The 20,273-nt window shown below is 46.9% G+C and carries 13 protein-coding genes; 10 read left to right on the plus strand and 3 right to left on the minus strand.

The features are described from left to right. The first annotated feature begins 200 nt into the window (after nucleotides 1–200). Nucleotides 201–389, plus strand: a complete 189-nt coding sequence (locus tag ACQ76X_RS10735; protein ID WP_038589726.1) for a YqzE family protein — start codon at nucleotides 201–203, stop codon at nucleotides 387–389. 140 nt (nucleotides 390–529) lie between these two features. Here the strand turns inward: ACQ76X_RS10735 and ACQ76X_RS10740 are convergent, their stop codons facing one another. The 3 genes from ACQ76X_RS10740 to ACQ76X_RS10750 form a co-directional block, all read right to left on the minus strand. Continuing rightward, entirely contained in the window at nucleotides 530–1,594 is a 1,065-nt protein-coding gene (locus ACQ76X_RS10740) for a hypothetical protein (protein ID WP_438493634.1), read from the minus strand. Nucleotides 1,595–1,754: 160 nt separating this feature from the next. Then, nucleotides 1,755–2,834 (minus strand): YqhG family protein, encoded by a 1,080-nt coding sequence (locus ACQ76X_RS10745; protein ID WP_438493635.1) that lies wholly within the window; start codon nucleotides 2,832–2,834, stop codon nucleotides 1,755–1,757. Next, complete coding sequence (locus tag ACQ76X_RS10750; RefSeq protein WP_438493637.1) at nucleotides 2,834–4,576, minus strand: DEAD/DEAH box helicase; 1,743 nt, start codon at nucleotides 4,574–4,576, stop codon at nucleotides 2,834–2,836. Before ACQ76X_RS10750 ends, ACQ76X_RS10745 begins: the two co-directional genes overlap by 1 nt. 413 nt (nucleotides 4,577–4,989) lie before the next feature. Between ACQ76X_RS10750 and ACQ76X_RS10755 the strand changes: the two genes are divergently transcribed. The 9 genes from ACQ76X_RS10755 to ACQ76X_RS10795 all read left to right on the plus strand — a co-directional run bounded on the left by ACQ76X_RS10755 (nucleotide 4,990) and on the right by ACQ76X_RS10795 (nucleotide 20,226). Continuing rightward, nucleotides 4,990–7,683 carry an adenosylcobalamin-dependent ribonucleoside-diphosphate reductase gene (locus tag ACQ76X_RS10755; protein WP_438493639.1) on the plus strand — a complete coding sequence of 898 codons (2,694 nt, stop codon included), beginning with the start codon at nucleotides 4,990–4,992 and terminating at the stop codon, nucleotides 7,681–7,683. Nucleotides 7,684–8,406: 723 nt separating this feature from the next. Beyond that, nucleotides 8,407–9,354, plus strand: a complete 948-nt coding sequence (locus ACQ76X_RS10760; protein WP_438493641.1) for an ABC transporter permease — start codon at nucleotides 8,407–8,409, stop codon at nucleotides 9,352–9,354. Between the two features lie 13 nt (nucleotides 9,355–9,367). Then, nucleotides 9,368–10,237: a carbohydrate ABC transporter permease gene (locus ACQ76X_RS10765; RefSeq protein WP_438493643.1), complete on the plus strand. Its 870-nt coding sequence runs from the start codon at nucleotides 9,368–9,370 to the stop codon at nucleotides 10,235–10,237. Nucleotides 10,238–10,302: 65 nt separating this feature from the next. Further along, nucleotides 10,303–11,889 carry an extracellular solute-binding protein gene (locus ACQ76X_RS10770; RefSeq protein ID WP_438493645.1) on the plus strand — a complete coding sequence of 529 codons (1,587 nt, stop codon included), beginning with the start codon at nucleotides 10,303–10,305 and terminating at the stop codon, nucleotides 11,887–11,889. A 189-nt stretch (nucleotides 11,890–12,078) separates the two neighbouring features. Further along, nucleotides 12,079–13,818 (plus strand): sensor histidine kinase, encoded by a 1,740-nt coding sequence (locus ACQ76X_RS10775; RefSeq protein WP_438493646.1) that lies wholly within the window; start codon nucleotides 12,079–12,081, stop codon nucleotides 13,816–13,818. After that, nucleotides 13,818–15,440 carry a response regulator gene (locus ACQ76X_RS10780; protein WP_438493877.1) on the plus strand — a complete coding sequence of 541 codons (1,623 nt, stop codon included), beginning with the start codon at nucleotides 13,818–13,820 and terminating at the stop codon, nucleotides 15,438–15,440. The genes ACQ76X_RS10775 and ACQ76X_RS10780 overlap by 1 nt, the downstream gene beginning before the upstream one ends. A gap of 100 nt (nucleotides 15,441–15,540) precedes the next feature. Continuing rightward, entirely contained in the window at nucleotides 15,541–17,757 is a 2,217-nt protein-coding gene (locus ACQ76X_RS10785; RefSeq protein WP_438493648.1) for an FAD-dependent oxidoreductase, read from the plus strand. A 17-nt stretch (nucleotides 17,758–17,774) separates the two neighbouring features. Further along, entirely contained in the window at nucleotides 17,775–18,983 is a 1,209-nt protein-coding gene (locus ACQ76X_RS10790) for a GDSL-type esterase/lipase family protein (RefSeq protein ID WP_438493878.1), read from the plus strand. A gap of 622 nt (nucleotides 18,984–19,605) precedes the next feature. After that, on the plus strand, nucleotides 19,606–20,226 hold the full coding sequence (locus ACQ76X_RS10795) for a GNAT family N-acetyltransferase (RefSeq protein ID WP_438493650.1): 621 nt from the start codon (nucleotides 19,606–19,608) through the stop codon (nucleotides 20,224–20,226). Nucleotides 20,227–20,273: the final 47 nt, after the last annotated feature.

A 20,273-nucleotide genomic window follows, 5' to 3' on the forward strand; every position in this document is an offset into this window, starting at 1 on the left:
TGACCTCCTTGTGCGGTAATGATCTTTTGACCGGACTGGATACTTTGTTAGATTGTGCTGGAACAGGCAAAGCTATACGAAAAGCAGTATCACGGTTTAGATATAGCTGTTCTAGAGCACACTAGGAACATGGATATCCAGACAGACAGAAGTCAAAGGTGAGTGCCCAAATTCAGCATTCAGTTTCAGGAGGTGGCGAAATGGCTTCCAGCGGTGATGAACTGGTGAAGTATATTACGGAAAAGGTAGTCGTTTATATCGAAGATCCGCGTGCCAGCCGGGCGCGGCGAAAGGCCGAGAAAGAGCCGTGGGCAGAGAAATGGTTTGGCATGCTGCCGCTGGGATGGTCGATCTGGCGGAGCAAATGGAGCCGGAACGACAAGAAATGATCCGGGTGCAAGTAGTACCGGCAAATCGCATGTACAGCTTGAACTGAAAACAACCTTCCAATATGCCCTATATATGGCACTGTGGAAGGTTGTTTTGTTGCATACTAGCAGGAAAGACGTTGTACTAACAAAGGGTAAGCTTAACGTTTTGAAGTTGTAAGCGCACCGATCACTGTTTTGCCGGCTAGAGGCAGCTGGTGCAGGGTACCGCTTTGTTGAAGCGCTGAGAGAGGAAGGTAACGTTTGCCTTTCGGACCCGCAGCGGCATATACGATGGCCGGACTGCTGCCGCTTGTCTTCCCGCTGGAACCGGCAGGCAGCCAGCTCTGATACCCCGTAATCATAAACGGCGCTCCGGTCGTATCGTTCCTGCCAGCAGACTGAAAGACGAGACTGCCGCTTTGATTCAGCAGAACAGTGAAGTTTTCTGCGCTGTCCAGCTTCAGCTTGGGGCTGGTCAGCCACTGCAAATCAGCGTATGGATCATCCAGACCTTCACTCCGGTAGGTCTGCAGGGGAGACCAGTCCGAGTCCAGCCCGGAGATTGTATTGACTCCATCTAACTGTACCTTCAGGACCTCCTCTGCTTTGTCTGATCTCCACGGCAGAACTTGCGGTACCGAAGCATTGATATATATATCCGTATGGTCGAGCGTTAATTTCCACACCGGGAGCAAAGAGGCGTAAAGAGCCGTCAGTTCAAGCTTTCCTGAATAATCTGAAGAGATGAGTTCCTCCTGCACCAGAAACTGGCGCAGATCAGTCAAGCTGTAAGGCAGCCCGGAGGTTCCGGTTCCGTATTCGCTAAGCATATAACCGCCTTGTTCTGTAGCCGAGACAATCAGGTATCCGATGCGCTGCTCGCCGTCCATGATATTAACAAGCCAGCTATGCGTGCCCGGTCCCAGCGGATAATAGTCGGTACGGGCTTCTTTCCAGCTTGTGAAGGGAGCATCGGCGGACAGCTTGCGGATGGTCAGCTTGGTGAAGTCCTGCAGCGATTCCGTTGATGGTTGCGTCTTGATTGCAAGTGAGGCCAGCGCATCATGGGAGACTGCTTGTGTGACAGTGACGCGGGTGTCCTTAGCGGCATAAACAGCCGGAAAGGCAGAGCTTGCCGACAGCCCGATTGTGCAGAGGCACAGAATGAGGAGGAAGCGGCCGCGACGACCAGGCACGGCCTTCCGCCTTGATTTTATAGTCATGTCGTCGTTCACCTTTCTTGGTCCAAATCAAATCATATTCATGGAACGGGTATAAATTAATTGTAGCGGACAAGCTCTAAAAAGGGTGTTGCATGCTGTCGCGCCGGGTTGCGGGAATTCCGCTGTTTTTTTGCCTGCTTTTAGCGAGCAGGGTCGCATTCTATGTGCTGCGCAGATGGAACAGGCCGTAAGTTACGGCAGAAACTGCAACCTGCAGCTCGTATTGCCAGGAGGTCTCCTTCCGGCGGCGGTTGTATTGCTCCTGGATCGCCAGCCGCTTCTCTTCGTCCTGCTCTTTGAGCAGCTCCTCATAATAAATGTCTACGATACTCAGCTCAAGCCGCAGCCTTTCCCTGGCTTCCTCCGCCCAGCTGTAGTCCAGTTTCGCAAGCTGTGAAGTCAAATAAGCCTCCAGCCGGTCGGCCCCGGCGGTAATTGTAAGCTCCGAGGGCTGGATGTGAATATTCTCCGGCAAGCGTGGAGTTAATTCCCGTGAATTCAGCTTCGTGCCAAAGTCGGCGGCAATGACCCCGCTGGTTAAGGAAATTCCGATAAAATGCAGCTCTTCCCGCTTCAGATCGCAAGTCATCTCTACTTTGTAACAGACGCCTAGCCACGGTTCATAGGCCGCAGAGAACAGCGTCATCCGCTGCCTGCTTCCCGGGTCCTCGAACAGCTGCAGACATTTGCCCTCATCACGCGCGGCGGCCCAGATCTGCTTCAGCCGCTTGCTGCCGTATATTATATCCTCGCGGCGGATCATGCCCGGTCCGATCCGCGGCAGTACCGGCACAACGCCGAAGTAGCGGGCGAGAATGCCGTCCTGCGGATCTGCTTCAGGGGAAGCCGCCCCTGCGGATGGCGGCTGCCCGAAACCGGCCGCCGGGCTGTCCGCGCCGGCTTCCATCTCTGCCGCGCCAAGGGTGCCGCCTGCGCCCGGCAGAAGCCCGGCCGCAGGGCGGCTTGCCGCGCCCCGCTGTGCCCGGGGCGGAGGAGCGGCCTGCGCGGCCAAGCTGTCGTACTTCTCCGGGTCGAAGACGAAGGTGAACGACAGCGTCTCCGGATCGACGCCGGTGCGTTCCACGAACCCCCAATAATAAGGCCGGTCGGTGAGCATCCGGTCGGCGCGCGGCGAGAGCTTCACTGTCACATGCAGCGGAGATACCTCAAGGATCGAGCACTCCGTTGCTTCCAGATAATCCATGACGTGCTTGCGGACTTGCTGCGGAGAAAGGGTCATCAGGTGGCCTCGCTTTCATTCTGTATGCCTTGGGTCAGCTCGCTGATGGATTCGCCGATGACGTCAAGTCCGCTGCGCAGCTCCTCGTCGCTGCGGGCTTCAAGCATGATTTTATAAAGGCTTTTCTCCAGCGATTCCTTTTTCTCGAAACGTTCCAGGATCACATCCAAACCGCCGATGACCATCTCGAACATGTTGATTTTCTCATGCAGCAGATGCAGGATATGCTCTTCGATGGTGCCTTCTGTGGAGAGGTTGTAGATGACCACGTCGTTCTCCTGGCCCAGACGGTGGACCCGGCCGATCCGCTGCTCGACCCGCATTGGGTTCCACGGCAGATCGAAATTGATCATATGGTGGCAGAACTGCAGATTGATGCCCTCGCCGCCGGCTTCCGTAGCAATCATCACCTGGGCCCGTCCACGGAAAAGATCCATCATCCAGTCCTTCTTGCCGCGGTTCATCCCGCCGGAGTATGACACACACTGCAGCCCATGTTCACGGAAGTACTGCAGCAGATATTCCTGTGTGGCGCGGTATTCAGTGAAGACGATAACCTTTTCATTCATTTCACGGATTAGCTCCATCGTTTTCTCCGCTTTGGTATTCGTCTTGACGGTGCGGATGCTCTGCAGCAGCTCCATCATCCGCTCCCGCTTCGGAGAATCGGCTGGCAGCTTTTTGATCAGGTTCACCAGGGTGATGAATACAGCATCACGGCTGCTGCATACCTCACGCTGAAGCGTAACCAGAGAGAGCATACTGCTGAGATTGCCGCCTGCTTCCTGATATTGGTCTTTGACAAAGGCGGTAACGCCGTCATATAATACCTTCTCTTCCGGTGAGAGCGTGAGCGGAATATTGCGGACCTTGCGCTTGGTGAAGTTCACCGGGCCCTCGCCGCGGCGGTTGCGGATCATGACTTTGGACAGCTCGCCCCTCAGCTGGACTTCATTCTTCGGCTGGCGTTTGTCCACGACGAAATTAGCGGCAAAATCCCCCTGATTGCCAAGCTGCCCCGGCTTCAGCAGGGTGATCAGGTTGAACAGCTCGCCGAGGTCATTCTGTACAGGAGTGGCGGTGAGCAGCAGGCAGTACTTTTTGCGCAGCTGCTGAACGAACTGGTAGTTGGTGGACTTCTTGTTCTTCAGCTTATGGGCCTCGTCGATAATCAGCATGTCGTATTCGCTGCCGAGTAGCAGTTCTTTATGCGGATCACGTTTGGCGGTGTCCATGGAGGCGACCACAATGTCATTTCCCCAGGAATAGGACTTCTTCTGTGCTACGGCAGTAATGCCGAATTTGGCGTTCAGCTCGCGTACCCACTGCAGGACGAGCGAGGCGGGAACCAGAATCAGTACTTTGCTTACCAGTCCGCGTACCAAATATTCCTTAAGCACGAGACCGGCTTCGATCGTTTTGCCGAGTCCGACTTCGTCGGCGAGAATCGCCCGGCCCGACATTTCAAAGAGTACCTTATGAGCGGTATCAAGCTGGTGGGGAAGCGGAGACAGTCCTGACAAATGCTTCAGGCATTGCAGCTCGTCGAAGCTGGTGACAAGGCCCGATTCTTCACCCTGCACAGCAAGCCGGGATAACCTCAGGTCTCCCCAAGGCCCGCCTTTCTCCAGTCTCGACTCCAGATCATGCAGCCAGTTTCGCTCAAAGGATAGGGGAACAGGCAGCAGCGGTACGGGTGTATTGACCTCTTGCGTCAGGGAATTGCGGGATAATTGCGTCATGTTGCAGCCTCCTCCGGCGCTGTATCATATCGAACTAGCGTAGAAGTAGTATGCGCGTAAAAGAGAGAATTCATAACCTGATATGGATTGCGAAAGAGTTGTGCATATTAAAGATTCACTCACCCGCAGATGAAACTTTTAGTTTCTGATTTTATAAAAAAACGAGCAAGAGTGAGAAAAGGCGTCATGAATGCCGATTTTTCGCCACGGGGCTTCTTATATCGAAAAAGACCTCCGATACAATATGTGGTATAGTTTAAAAGCTGACGCACACAATATATTGTTACAAATGCTTGAAATATTGATTTATCAGAGCATTTGACGGTTATTTGTTATTGACAAGAGGAACTTCCTTTGCACAAGCAGGGCAGCTGGAAGTTTTTGTTGTGGGTCACAAAACGTAAGCCCACATCATGGAACGGAAGATTTACATATCATACATCCGGGAGGTTTTTCTATTGAGTACAGTGAAACGCAAGCAGCGCCTTGAGGGCCTTAGCGAGAAAATATTTTTGGACCGGTATGCGTGGAAGGATGCGGACAGCAATAATGCCAAAGTAGGCGATGTTGTTCTCGTCCTGACCAAAGACGATCCCAAATTCCCTACCAAGGAAGTTGGCGAAATTGTGGAGCGCAGCGGACGGATTGTTACCGTGAAGACACGCAGTGGTGAACTGGTGAAATCGGATGTAGAAAAGCTTACGCTTAATATAGAGAAAACTCCGGAGGAAATGTGGGACCGGCTCGCAGCCGCCATGGCTTCGGTAGAGAAAACGCCTGAGCTTCAGGAAGAATGGACAGGCAAGTTCCGCTCCATTCTCGATGACTGGAAGCTTGTACCGGGCGGCCGGATCGCCGCAGGTGCCGGTGCCAGTGAAGAGCTGACGCTGTTCAACTGTTATGTAGTACCTTCGCCTAAAGACAGCCGTGGCGGAATTATGCAGACACTGTCGGAAATGACCGAGATTATGGCCCGTGGCGGCGGCGTGGGGATTAACCTTTCTTCGCTGCGTCCCCGCCGTGCCATCGTTAGAGGTGTGAACGGATCATCCAGCGGTTCTGTCTCCTGGGGCGGGCTGTTCAGCTATACGACCGGACTGATTGAGCAGGGCGGCAGCCGCCGTGGTGCGCTGATGCTGATGATCAATGACTGGCACCCGGATGTGGTTGATTTCATTACTGTAAAGCAAACTATGGGTCAAGTGACCAATGCCAACCTTTCAGTATGCGTCAGCAACGCTTTTATGAAAGCTGTTAAAGAGGATCTCGACTGGGAGCTCGTATTCCCGGATACGACTGACCCTGATTATGATACGATTTGGGACGGAGACCTTGATAAATGGAAAGCGGACGGCCGCCGGGTCATTCCTTACCGTACAGTTAAAGCACGCGATGTGTGGCATACGATTATTGAATCAGCCTGGAAATCGGCAGAGCCGGGCGTCGTATTCATGGAATACTACAACCAAATGTCCAACAGCTGGTATTTTAATCCGATTATCTGCACCAATCCGTGCGGTGAGCAAGGACTTCCGGGCTGGGGCGTCTGCAACCTGTCCGCCGTCAACCTTTCGAAGTTCTACGATGCGGAGAATCATGATGTGGACTGGGCCGATCTGGCGACGACTACCCGTTATTCTGTTCGTTTCCTGGACAATGTCATTGACAAGACGCCGTATCATTTCCCGGAAAATGAAGCCAACCAGAAGTTGGAACGCCGCGTAGGCCTCGGAACTATGGGTCTGGCTGAGCTGATGATCAAACTGAACATCCGCTACGGCAGTCCGGAATCGCTGGAGTTTCTGGACAAGCTATACGGCTTTATGGCCCGCGAAGCGTACCTGGCCTCAGCGGAAATTGCCGGCGAGAAGGGTTCGTTCCAGGCGTTCGATACCGACAAATATCTGCAGAGCGGATTTATGAAAAACATCACCGAAGTTTATCCGGAGGTGGGTGAATCCATCCGCAAGCACGGCATGCGCAACGTTACCGTTATTACCCAGGCGCCTACAGGCAGCACCGGTACAATGGTAGGAACTTCGACTGGTATTGAGCCTTATTTTGCCTTCAAATATTTCCGTCAAAGCCGTCTCGGCTACGACGAGCAGTTCGTGCCGATTGCACAGGAATGGCTGGAAGCCCATCCGGGTGAAGAGCTGCCTGATTATTTCGTAACTTCGATGGATTTGTCGGCTAAAGATCACATCCGTGCTCAGGCTGCCATTCAGCGCTGGGTGGACAGCTCGATCTCCAAGACCGCCAACTGCCCGTCAGACTTCACCGTTGAAGAAACTGCCGAGCTGTACGAAATGGCCTTCGATCTGGGCTGCAAAGGTGTAACTATCTACCGCGACGGCAGCCGCGATGTGCAAGTGCTGGAAACCACGAAGAAGGAAGACAAGAAAGAGGCTCCGGCAGCGGAAACGGCTGCACCGGAGGCAGTAGAAGCTGCACCGGCCAGCGCGGTTGTGGCAGCAAGCCCTGCGCCACAGGCCAATGCCAATGTTGTCGACAAGCAGTACAAGAAACGCCCGCAGGTGCTGCGCGGCGCAACCTATAAGATCAACACGCCATTCGGCATGGCGTATATCACTATCAACGACCTGGATGGCATTCCGGCAGAAATCTTCCTGAATGTCGGCAAAGCAGGCTCCGACGTCTTCGCCATGGCGGAAGCGTTGGGCCGTGTCTGCTCGCTGTTCCTCCGTTACGGCGACCACGGCGAGAAGGTAGAGCTGCTGATTAAGCATCTCAAGGGCATCGGCGGCTCCGGCGCCATCGGCTTCGGCGCGAACCGCGTCGAGTCCATCGCCGACGCGGTAGCGAAGGCACTGGAAACGCATGTGCTGAACAACGCACATGACGACCATGTGCCCGCTCCGATCGCGGCAACGCTGGAGCTGGAGGATTTCAACGAAGTGCTGAACGCCGAGCTGAAATCGAGCGTACCATCTGCGGCAGTAGCGGACGACGGCCACGGCGGCCATGCCGCACACAGCCATGGGGCGGTCTCCCGCGACCTCTGCCCATCCTGCGGCAGCGCCTCGCTGGTTAACATTGAAGGATGTAAGACCTGCAGCAACTGCGGGTATAGCCGGTGCGGGTAAGAAGTAGGGTTACAAGAAACCTAGAACGATTGTTGTGATGGATCATAAAAGCTCAAAAAACTCCACGACTCATGCGAAAAGTGAATAAAAATTAACTCCCCTGCCTACAGAAACTAATATTCTGTAGGCTTTTTATTCAGATTCCCTATTTATGATAAAGCGAAAACCAACATCTTGCGAATTGGATATCTAATAGAAATAAGTGTTAAAGGAAAATAAAGTTCTAGATTGAAAAGAACTCACGATACTTCATTAAGCTACCCTGAATATCATTAACGCTGGACACTCAAAAATAGCAATATGAAACTAAGCGCGGCTGACTTGTTTTTTTAAAAGCTGAGCCTTCATTTTGTATGAGGTGGATGGATGTTATGAAGCAGAGGGGTTGGATATTGTAACGGTAAAGCCTAGCTTTTCAAGCCTACGCACAGATTGTTTGACGATCATCTCTTGCTGCCTCGCCTCAAAATAATGGACCCCCAATCACGGTAATCTTCACCGCGAGTTAATAGATAATAAGCGACCTTGCGCGCTGCAATGCGTCGGTACTGTGCACCGAGATAGTTGTTCGATCCTCGTATGGAGTTAGGGTCAAAGCCTATTGTATTGGAATTATCCAAGGCTTTACTTACTTAATATCTTATAAGAAATTCTTGAAATTACAGAAATTTATCCAATAGGGGGATGCTATTATACAAATACAAATAAAGACGAGGTGATGATATGCAAGCGAAATTGGCAGCGGACGCCATTCCCCTCCCCAAAAAGCGGAATTCATGGATAAGAACGATAAAAAAGTATAAAGTGATGTACGCTCTCTTGTTCCCGGCATTAGTTTACTTTGCCGTATTCAAATACATTCCTATGGCGGGAATCATTATTGCCTTTAAAAACTATAACCTAGCTTTGGGACTATGGGATAGCCCATGGGTGGGATTTAAAAATTTTACAGATTTTATGAACGGCGTTTATTTCTGGGACATCATGAGAAATACGATTATCATATCACTGTATAAGCTATTGTTCGGTTTCTCAGCTCCTATCATACTTGCTTTGCTGCTCAATGAAGTTTATACCCAATGGTTTAAGAAAATCGTACAAACGATCACTTATTTGCCCCATTTTCTATCATGGGTCATTGTTTATGGAATGATGGTAGCATTATTAGCCCCAGGGGATGGTCTTTTTAACATGATTTTGAAGGAATTTGGTGTTGAACCCATCTCATTTCTAACGGAACCTGCCTGGGGCAGACTGCTGATCATTTTATCTGAAATATGGAAGGATATTGGATGGGGAGCTATATTGTACCTTGCAGCATTAGCTGGAATCGATCCAAGTTTATATGAAGCGGCCCGGATTGATGGCGCTTCCAAATGGAGACAGCTATGGCATGTAACACTTCCCGGCATTCGAGGAGTTATGATTCTGATGCTGATCCTTAAATTAAGCCATATTCTGGATGCTGGTTTTGACCAAATATTTATGTTTGCCAACAGCTTTAATCAGGAGAAGATCGACATTATCGACACATGGGTATACCGTGAAGGGTTGGAGCGTCTTAAGATTGGCCTGGCTACTGCAGTGGGATTGTTTAAAGCGGTCATCGGATTTGTTTTAGTGTTGGCAGCGAATAAGCTCGCCAAAAAATTCGATGGGCAAATTTGGTGAGGTGGTTATCAAAATGATCAATTTGACAATCGGGGAAAAAGTCTGGCAAGCAGTCGTTTATTCTATTCTTATTTTGTTATCCCTACTTTGCTTACTACCCTTTCTATATGTGGTTGCTGTTTCAGTGACGCCAGAATCGGAAGTGTTAAGAAGAGGAATTGTTATTATACCAGAATCCTTTACCTTTCTAGCCTATAAAGAAGTATTCATTTCTCATGGTATCGGGCAGGCGTATAAAATTACATTGTTTCGAACGATTGTAGGCACTGTGCTTAATGTGTTTTTCACGGTAATAGCGGCTTATCCGTTATCCAAAAAATATTTGCCGGGGCGAAGCCCATTTTTACTATTCATCGTCTTTACCATGATGTTTGGGGGAGGATTAATTCCGACTTATTTATTAATCCGCTCTCTGGGATTGCTAAACAGTCCATGGGTATTGATTATCCCACATCTCATTAGTGCATTTAATCTGGTGATCATTAAAGGCTTTTTCGAGCAATTGCCCGCTGAAATCGAGGAATCAGCGAGGGTAGACGGTGCAAGTGAACTTCAGTCGTTATGGCGGATCATTTTACCCCTGTCCTTGCCCGTCCTTTCCACAATTTCCTTATTTTACGCAGTCGGGCATTGGAACAGTTATTTCGATGCTATTGTTTATATCAATGATTCCAACTTAATGCCGCTTCAAGTTATCTTGCGCAACATCCTGCTTAACGTCGCAACACAAAGTGCTGATTCGCTTGCCAATTCTGGAGCTGTTAGTACGTTCGCTGTGCAAATGGCTGCAGTTGTCGTGACTACGGTTCCGATTTTGATCGTTTATCCATTTATGCAAAAGCATTTTACCAAAGGTGTGCTCTTGGGATCGGTTAAGGGTTAAAAAGCATTCCAACCTGAGTTGTTACGGGGAAACCGTGATAATATAGAAGCAAAGGAGAGGTCATTATGCAACGTAAAGCGATAACATTTGCTATTCTGACAGCAATAGTGAGTGTGGGAACGGTATTGTCAGGATGTGGCGAACAAAAAGAAGTTAAATCGACAGCTTCGAGTAATTCGCAAGGCGAGCCTAATCAGTTTGAAACCAAATTGAAAATCTCGATGTTTAACCAAGGTACTTTCAACGCTGCTGCGCCGATTCCTCCCCGTGAAGAAGATATCCAACGCCAAATGTTGGAGAAAGCAGTGAATATCGACTTGGAAATGATGATTCCTCAATCAGGGCAAGCAACGACTAAATTAAATACGCTCATTGCCGGCGGAGATATTCCAGATTTGATCTTCTTGAAGAGCCGGGCTGATTTGGCGCAATATTATGACCAAGGCGTTCTTGCGGATTTGACACCGTATCTGGATCAATTTCCTGAATTACAGAAACGTTTTAGCAACGACTCCTGGGAGGCGATGTCCTATCAAGGAAAAACCATTGGAGTTCCAGGTTATGATAATGTAAACGGTATCAGTCGAAGCTTCTTCATCCGCAATGATTGGCTGAAAAAGCTGAATATGGAAGTGCCAACGACACCTGACGAGCTATTCGAAGTTATGAAAGCCTTTACAGAGAAAGACCCGGACGGTAACGGCAAAAACGATACGTACGGATTCATAGGCGGTATGAATAAAGAAGGCAATCTGCAAACCTACGGCTTCGATAGTTTGATGTGGATGTTTGGCGTCAATCCTCCCTCAGCCATTGATGTGAAAGACAATAAACCGGTGTTCCTGTTCACCGATCCAAAAATGAAAGAAGCGCTCACTTATATCAATAAAATGATGGAAGCCAAAGTTGTAGATCCAGACTGGGTGACGATGAATACTCCCGATTTGTTGGACCAAAAGTTATTTAAGGGTAAAGTTGGCTTCATGATAAGAGATGCCCGCAGGCTGGAACCAGATTATCAGCAGAAAATGAAAGAAATCAGTGGAGAGGTGCCGGAATGGATCGTTATTCCTCCAATGATAGGTCCTTATGGTGATCAAATTGTAGAGAGAAAATCGTTCCAAGGCAATTCATGGGCCATATCCAAGAAAGCGGATAAGGACAAAATCATTCGTATCTTGTCCATGCTGAATTATCTCTTTTCGGACAAAGAAGCCTATCCGAATTTTGCATACGGAATTAAAGGGATTCATTGGGATTTGGTTGACGGCAAGATCAAAAATAAAACCTCCGAATTATCGAAGGAAATGAAAGATAAGTACCTATGGGTCGATCATTATAGAATGCCGCGTCGTGGTGATGATGCTGAGTACTTCAGCTTCCAGAATCCTAAGACGGCAGAAGCTTTTAAGAACAATCAGAAATACGTTACGGCTACTTTGCCCGGTAATTTATTGACTGAAGACCCGAGCGATTCATTGGCAGCTGACCGCCAACGTTACATTAATGAAAGCTTGGTCAAATTTATGACTGGCAAAGAACCTCTTTCCAACTGGGAGAATTTCCTCAATACACTGGAAACCAAGTTTGACATGCAGAGATATAAGGAGTCAGTAATCAAACAATTTAAAGAAGCAGGCTTAATCAAGTAAATCAAGTAGAAACGGCTTCGCCGTCCTTTTAAAGGACGGTACCGTTTCAGCGAGAAAGATAAGGAACATTTATGCGTGAAGCATATAAATTCTTATCTTTTAAACGAAGAGAGTGGCTGTAAATAGCCCCTCTCTTTATTGTCATATGTTAGTATTTGTTTAATACAGAATTTAAAAGGAAGATGATCGATGCGAAGAAGAATCAGCTTGCCTTTAAAATTATTTTTTATCGTGTTTGCATTTGTATTAAGCTGCATAATCTTGATAAGCCAATTGTCTTATCGCTATGTCCAAAAGGAAATAAGAACCACTGACATTTATTACACTAACCAAATACTTGACAAGATAGACCAGTATTTCACAGTTAATTTTTCCTCCTTCCAGACGATCCTGTTCTCGGTCGAGTCATCGGTGAAAGCCAACATTGACAATACGGACGTGATTAAAAAGCAATTAAGAGAGCTGTATGAACTCAACAGTAATTACGTCAGTAATATTTATTTGATCAAAAGCGATTTATCCATTCTAGGCGGAAGTACACCTACCCGAATATTCGATGAACCTTTATCTGAAAGAGAACCTTTGTTTGATGCAGCTGACAAGAACAGAAGGACTACATTTGTCAGTGATCCTTACAAATCTAAATATTCCGGCTGGACAGTTACGATGGTTCGATATCTGAACGGCGCTCCGTTTCCTATGGCCATTGCGGTAGATTTGGATCTAAATGCCATTGAAGAAACCTTGTTCAAGATTAATAAAAAAGAACAAATGAATTTGGCTCTAATCACCGCATCGGGAAAAATCATTGCCGGATTTTCGGAAAATAAAGGACCACTGAATATTCAAGATCATACTTTTTCAATCGGGGAAACGTCAGCGGAACAACTTCTGGATACTACAGAAACAAGCCTTCAACTGCATACTAAGGATGGTATTCCGGTCTCCCTTCTGAAAAAACCGACTGAGAAATTCAACTGGACCATCATCTCGATCAACGATGAATCACGCTTGAAAGCTGCTTTGTCCAGATTGGAAACCTATTATATCGGGCTTCTAGCTGCAGGTTTTCTCTTAAGCCTGTTCATTTCCTTTTTTATTGCCAAATATATAAGGACCCCACTCTATGCGCTAAAAACAAAAATGAAGCGGGTGGAGCAAGGCCTCCTAACAACTACTATATCAATTAACCGAAACGATGAGTTTGGAGATCTCTCCCTTGCATTCGATCGTATGCTGCAGCAAATTGTGGAACTGATTCGGGGAGCGGAGCTTCATAATGAACTTGAGCGGAAGCTTGAAATTCAAGTGCTGCAGTCTCAAATAAACCCTCATTTTCTGTATAACACGCTTGGTTCTATCAGCAATGTCATACGACTCGGACAAATAGAGAAAGTAGATGTGGTGATCGAGTCTCTCATTTCAATATTGGAATATGGGATAGCCGAAGCTTCGGAAGAAGTTTCACTACGTCAGGAATTGCAAAATGTATCGGACTATATCGCGATCCAGAATATCCGCTATAACAGGAACTTCCACTTGATTGAAAATATCGAAGCAGGGTTAATAGATTTTCCAGTTTTTCGAATGCTGCTGCAGCCCCTTGTGGAGAATAGCATCTTCCATGGTTATAACGGAGGGGGGATCGAAGGCCCAATTACTATTCATGCGTGCAGGGAGGGCGGCACCGTCATAATAGAAGTAGTTGATCAAGGCGAGGGTATTCCAACTGATAAAATAAAGCATATTTTAATTTCAGAACCAAGTGATGTGGAAGTGAAAAGGAAAAGAATCGGGTTAAATAATATTCATGGCCGAATCAGACTTCACTACGGAGAACAGTTTGGGCTCCAAATCATAAGCATACCTAAGGAAATAACCCGGGTTCGCGCCTTATTCCCAGCAGGCTTATTTAAAGGAGATGCATGATGGTGAGAGACTACACCTGCTTTATTGTTGACGATGAAGATCTAATCATTCAGAGATTGGAATTGTTTTTTAACGGGCTCTCCCATAGGGAAAGGCGATTTCACTTAGTGGGAAAAGCGAATAATGGGCTGAAGGGGATAGAGGAGATCGTAAAGCTTAAGCCGGATATCGTGATATCTGATATCGTTATGCCGCGAATGGATGGAATTTCCATGATTGAGCAGCTAAAACCAAAACTTCCCCATACCCAATACATTCTTTTAACCGCCTATTCATCTTTTGAATACGCCCAGAGAGCTATTCAAGCGAACGTATTGGAGTACATCGTTAAGGTTCCGCTTAGGGACGCGGATTTGGATCGAGCTTTAGGTAAGGCAGCCGGGATTTTAAATGAGGTTAAGAAAAGAGAAGTGGAATTTCAATCGTTAAACATATCCGTGCTTGAAAATAAATATAGAGTCCGCAAGCAATTTTTTAACGAGCTTATCAGAGGCGAAATTCCTTCTCATCGGGCATCGGATTTTGCCAATCGCATGCAGTTCCATTTCTTTCAAGGCAACTATTGCTGCTTCATTGTTGAAATGAATATGTATGAAAGTTTCCGAAACGAATATTCAGCGTCTGATCAAAACATCTTGAAATATGCGATTACGAATATAATCGAAGAAACTGTGGTGAATGGTGGCAGAGGTGTAGCTGCGGATCTATCCGATAATCGTTTTATTGGCTTTCTTTCCTGGGAAAATAATCGCAGCGATATGGACACAGAATATGCTTGCCATTCATTGGGTAGTCAAATCGTCTCCCATTTGCATCAATATTTGAATCAAAGGGTATCTGTCGCTTTTGGAGGTCCGCACCGAGGCTGGGAATCCATCAAACAAGCTTACACGGAAGCACAAAATGTGAGTGATGATTTCTATTATCATACAGAGAAAGTAGTAAAAACACCTATGCATCGCTTCCATTACCATAATGATAGAAAAGAAGAATTTCAGCAGAAACTGGCTGAATTTCTTGCTGGGGTGAAAAGAAAGGTTTCCAAGGAAGAGCTGGAGAAAGCATTTGCTGATCTGAACCAATTTGTTACGGACCATAAAATCCATAAGTCCATCATGGCGCCTATGCTACGAGACTTGTACAGAGACATTACTGTGAAATTTAAATCGGGGAACAAGTTGACGACGGAAGTAGCGGAGTTTCCCATAGAATTTATGGCTTTTCAGGAGCAGCTTGCCTATATTGGCGATTTCACCTTCGAATATGTACACGCAGGCCAACTTTTACATCGTGTAGAAATTATGAGTGCTATACGGTTTATAGAGAAAAACCTGACACAGAGATTAACGCTCGAGGCGATTGCCGAGGAAGTGAATTTAGCTCCATCGTATTTTAGCAGTTTATTCAAAAAAACAATGAACGAGGGCGTTATCAGCTACATCAATCGTAAAAAAATTCAATTAGCTCTCGAGCTATTAAATGTTCAGGATTATTCTTTATTGGAATTGTGCGAGGAAGTAGGAATTGTGAATGAAGGTTATTTTTGCAAATTATTTAAAGAATATACAGGTGATACTCCTAAGCAATATCGGATAAAAATGACACGGTATGAATCCAAATAACGTTGCAAAAAAATGTATAATTTTTTCGCGAAATCATGTAAAAAAAAGGGCTTCAAAAGGCTTAACATGATAGAAGGATCTAATCATGGAGGGTATCAAAATGGAGCTTATTAAAGCAGATGTAACCGTCGTAGGCGGAGGTATTGCCGGGATATGCGCTGCCATTGCTGCCGCACGCCAAGGGCTGCAGGTTTCACTTATTAATGATCGACCGGTTCTTGGGGGAAATGCGAGCAGCGAGGTCAGGGTTCATATCAACGGGTCGGCATATCTCGGAAACAGTCCATCCTATTATGCACGCGAGGGCGGATTGGTGGAAGAACTCAAATTGAAGATTTTTCACTATAATCCGTTATACAACAAGAAGCTTATGCTTACGCTTTCGGATACGGTCTTATTGGATATGGTCTATGGTGAGGCAAACATTTCTCTATTTCTGAATACATGCGTGCACGAAACGGGCATGGAGAACGGCAGAATTAAATGGGTGGAGGGCCTTCAATTAGCTTCCGAAAGAAAATTCCGTTTTGAAAGCCGAACCTATATCGATTGCTCCGGAGATGGAATTGTCGGATATCAGGCAGGGGCTCTCTTCCGATGGGGGAGAGAGGCGAAGCATGAATACAAGGAAGAATTGGCTCCTGAATTGGCGGACCATTACACCATGGGCGATACGATTCTGTTTCAAGCCCGTGACGTAGAATATTCCGTTCCATACCAAAGACCTGGCTTTGCGTATGATATTACGAAGTTGGCCTTTTTCGATAGTATCAGAAAAGGCTTAAACCATCGGGCTTTTCCAAGAAAAATCAACGGGCTTGGCGGATTGTGGTGGTTGGAATACGGCGGACATATGGATATTATCAAGAATAATGAAGACATCGCATTGGAGCTGCGAAAATTGGTGTACGGGATTTGGGATTATATCAAAAATAGCGGCGAATTTGATGATGTGGACAATCTCATCTTGGATTATGTATGCCCGATTCCAGGAAAGCGGGAGTCGAGGCGGTTTATTGGGGATCACATGTTGTCTCAGAACGATCTTACAGCAAAGCCGCATTTCGAAGATGCTGTATCCGTCGGTGGATGGTATATGGATCTACATGCTAATAAGGGCATCTACGATGAGGGGCCGGCTACAGCTTGGAATTTCGTGCCTGGATTGTACAATATCCCTTTCCGCAGTTTATATTCACGAAATATTCCTAATCTCATGTTCGCTGGTCGCAATATAAGTGCTACCCATGTGGCTTTCGGATCTACAAGGGTAATGGCAACCTGCGGTTGTATGGGGCAGGCGGTTGGAACGGCTGCTTCGTTATGCTTGAAATATGAGATAGACCCCGCGGCCATAGTCGAATCTCATATGGGGGAGCTGCAGGCGCTGCTGCTTCGAGACGGGCAAACGATTGTAGGGCTTCAAGAGGAATTGGATCCTTACTTCGCTGACGGTTTAACTATTCGTGCTTCGTCTCAGCGCTGCTATGACAATCTTCATCCATCCGAAGTGATTTCCTTGGAGAAAGGGTTATGTTTGGTCTTGCCGATTCAGACATCCGTGGCTGAAAGCGTACGGATCAAAATTAAAAATAGGTCCGAGCATTCGGAAACACTGCATGTGAAGCTGTTTGGCGGGGAACGGAAGGAAAATTATATTCCCACCAGCGAGTTGAAAGACTACCGCATGGTTATTGCAGCCGGTAATGACGACTGGATTACGCTAGACTTGAGCTGCAGGAAACCGGCTGACGACAAAATCTACATCGTATTGGAAGGTACAGCGAGCCTTGCCGTATACGGCAATGAAGAGAAAATGACAGGAGCTGTCAGCTTCTATTATAGACCGGAAGAGCCGTCCAGACTGAAGAAATTTAATAAGAGCATTTGTTTCAAGGATCTGTTACCATCCCAGAATATGTATAGTCCTGAAAATGTCGTTAACGGCTTCTCCAGACCTTATGGTCTGCCGAACGGCTGGATTTCTAAACGTACGGATGGACAGGAATGGTTGGAATTCTGTTTTGCCAGCCCCAAAAATCTGGACGAAATCCAGCTTGTTTTCAATTCGCAGCTGGATTTGGAGCATTTCAACGACCCGATTGAGTCCCTTATCCAAGATTATGATATGACCTTGACCTTAGAAGACGGAACTGAGAGGACAATCATAACTCGTGGAAATTATCTCACGTTGAATAAACATAAGATGGATGCAAAAGGTGTAACCCGAATCCGGATTAATTTCTGTGCAACTTATGGTTCGCCTTATTTTGAAGTGTTTGCTGTAAAATGGTTTGCTCCTAAAATCGATAAATGAGGACAGGTGAAGTCACGATGAAGGAATTATTCCCTCGTAAAGGGCTCCCCAATATAATTCAAAAATTGGAAAATGGGGATACCGTAACAATCGTCTATTTCGGCGGCAGTAATACGCGTTCTGAAGGCTACAGGGTCATGACGGCGGATTGGCTTCGTAAGCAATATCCTAAGGCGGATATCCGCTCTGTGAATGCAGGCATTAATGGGACAGGATCGGATTTGGGCTGTGCCCGTTTAGAGACAGATGTACTGCGTCATCGGCCTGATCTAGTATTTGTTGAATTTGTTGGTAATGATGGTGGAGATCCCGAATCCAAGGCGCGGATCGAAGGGATTGTCCGTCAGATCCGCAAGCGGAGCCGGTTTACCGATATCCTGTTCGTTTATACGCTGAAGGAGCGGGATGTGGCCTTATTTCAGTCTGGGGAATACCAGAAGGGGGCTCTAATGCAAGAGGAAGTGGCCGACTATTACGGTATTCCTTCGATTCATCTGGGCGTAGCCGTCAGTCACTTGGTGTCGGAGGGAAAACTCGTTTTTACCTCAAGGGAAGACGTGTCCATTTCCGGAGCCGTTGTTTTTACACATGATTCGATCCATCCGACTATTCCCGAAGGACACCAGATTTACACGGATACGATCACCCGGTCATTTGAGAAAATTAGAGAACTTCAAGATCATCCGGGAAGGTCAGTACATCACTTACCTCAGAATCCGTTGGTCCCGGCTAATCCTTGGGAGTATGCGACCATGCAGTCACTGGATAGTCTTACCGATTTTTCCGCAGGATGGTCTTACATGACTCCCGATGATTGTGCTTTAGTGCGCGAGTACAATTGGTTGTTTCCCGGCCTGTGGCGAGCAGTCGATCCTGGAGAGGCTATTACGGTGCAGTTCGAGGGAACCCACATCGGGTTATTCGATATCGGGGGGCCGGATTCTGGGAGATTGAAGGTGTCGGTGGATGGTGGGGAACCCTTTGTTGTCGATCGATTCACACTACACAACGATCATAATCGTAATCAGTATGTATTTTTGCCGGAGCTCCCGAATGGGAAACATACGGTTCGCTTCGAAGTCGATACCGAGAAGACAGACAAAGCGGCTGTGTTTGAGGCATGCGGCAATGAACGAAGTATTGAGCATGTTCGGCAGCATCCAGATTGGTATGATCAAACGGTGATCCAGCTTGGGAAGTTGTTATTGGTGCAGCCGCCATTATAATTAATTATTAGGTTTGTCTACTTGGAAGACCTACATCATAACTGACTGCAGTTGAGCGGTCAGTTATGATGTAGGTTTCTTTTTTACTTAAAATCTTATAAGAAATTCTAGGAATTAAGAAATTTCATGGTCATGTGACATGCTAAGATTGTACTAGATTAACCATATTCCTCCTTCGGAAATAACTGAGGCTATAAGCACAGAAAGTTTGAGTTAGAAATGTCATTTATATGACAAGGAGGGTTGGTCAGTGGACTGGTTAAGCAAAAAACATGGGTAAAAGCGGATGAACTTTATACCAAAAGCGTAAAGTCAATAATAAAGGGAGCCGGAATTTCCCTCATATTATTGGGTCAATACCTTGCCGGAACATGTATATCCCTGAAATTACGAAGTGGGTAGCTTATTTTAAAGACCCCAGCATTGAGTATGTGGCTAAGAGCTTTATTGCAAAGGTAAATGCTAGGGATCTTCTTAGGTGAACTAAGGGTTAATTTGCTACAGCCGCCAGATCAATTCAGCAAAGTTTTAACAGGCTCTGTTTGACAAAAGACATGGCTTTGGGTATCTTGGTACTAGAAAAACTAATTAAGTACCAATGTGAATCGGGAGGAGTTTTAATATGGACAATATTTCAATAACACATGGCAATCCCAAATCGGCGTCCGGAGGCAGACTCATAGGGATGGCACTGGATTATATGGCCTATCCGCTGATCGGAACGGCAGATAAAGCATTAATTGAGAACACCCTGCAAAAATTATGGGGACTCGGAAAGAACCGTTTCAGCCATCAATATGCTTTTGAAGCAAGACTGGACAACAGAACGATAGGGATCATCTCCTGCTACCCGGTATCTGTGATGGATAAGTTGGTTTGGCCCACTGTCCGGGAGCTAATCAAACTGCGGAAATGGAATCTCATCAAGCATTCGCTGCTGCATTTGCAGGAGCTCTGGTCTACGGTAAGCTTGAATGAGGGAAGAGCGGATGAATACCATATCGGAGCATTGGCAGCATTGCCGGAAAGCCGGGGGTACGGGGTTGGTTCGAAGTTAATTCATTATGCAGAGGAACAAGCCAGATTAAGCAACTACGGCAAATGCTCCCTGACCGTCAAGCAAGAGAACTTCCGGGCAATCAAGCTGTATGAGCGGCTGGGATACCAGATTATGGATTCCATAGAGAAAAAACCGTATTATTTGTACCGTATGGTAAAACCCCTTCCGCGTATCCTTACATGAGTGTTAAGGTATAGTCAGTAAGCTGGATGAAGGGTGGACTGGCAAGG

It is taken from the genome of Paenibacillus sp. IHBB 3054 (genome assembly GCF_051594305.1).
In the GTDB taxonomy this organism is placed as follows: domain Bacteria; phylum Bacillota; class Bacilli; order Paenibacillales; family Paenibacillaceae; genus Paenibacillus_AQ.

Bases quoted from the DNA above. Each gene is read 5' to 3' on its own strand.
- ACQ76X_RS10740 (WP_438493634.1), bottom strand. From the start codon at position 1,594: ATGACTATAAAATCAAGGCGGAAGGCCGTGCCTGGTCGTCGCGGCCGC.
- ACQ76X_RS10795 (WP_438493650.1), top strand. From the start codon at position 19,606: ATGGACAATATTTCAATAACACATGGCAATCCCAAATCGGCGTCCGGA.
- ACQ76X_RS10785 (WP_438493648.1), top strand. From the start codon at position 15,541: ATGGAGCTTATTAAAGCAGATGTAACCGTCGTAGGCGGAGGTATTGCC.
- ACQ76X_RS10775 (WP_438493646.1), top strand. From the start codon at position 12,079: ATGCGAAGAAGAATCAGCTTGCCTTTAAAATTATTTTTTATCGTGTTT.
- ACQ76X_RS10760 (WP_438493641.1), top strand. From the start codon at position 8,407: ATGCAAGCGAAATTGGCAGCGGACGCCATTCCCCTCCCCAAAAAGCGG.
- ACQ76X_RS10735 (WP_038589726.1), top strand. From the start codon at position 201: ATGGCTTCCAGCGGTGATGAACTGGTGAAGTATATTACGGAAAAGGTA.
- ACQ76X_RS10780 (WP_438493877.1), top strand. From the start codon at position 13,818: ATGGTGAGAGACTACACCTGCTTTATTGTTGACGATGAAGATCTAATC.
- ACQ76X_RS10750 (WP_438493637.1), bottom strand. From the start codon at position 4,576: ATGACGCAATTATCCCGCAATTCCCTGACGCAAGAGGTCAATACACCC.
- ACQ76X_RS10770 (WP_438493645.1), top strand. From the start codon at position 10,303: ATGCAACGTAAAGCGATAACATTTGCTATTCTGACAGCAATAGTGAGT.
- ACQ76X_RS10755 (WP_438493639.1), top strand. From the start codon at position 4,990: ATGGAACGGAAGATTTACATATCATACATCCGGGAGGTTTTTCTATTG.
- ACQ76X_RS10765 (WP_438493643.1), top strand. From the start codon at position 9,368: ATGATCAATTTGACAATCGGGGAAAAAGTCTGGCAAGCAGTCGTTTAT.
- ACQ76X_RS10790 (WP_438493878.1), top strand. From the start codon at position 17,775: ATGAAGGAATTATTCCCTCGTAAAGGGCTCCCCAATATAATTCAAAAA.
- ACQ76X_RS10745 (WP_438493635.1), bottom strand. From the start codon at position 2,834: ATGACCCTTTCTCCGCAGCAAGTCCGCAAGCACGTCATGGATTATCTG.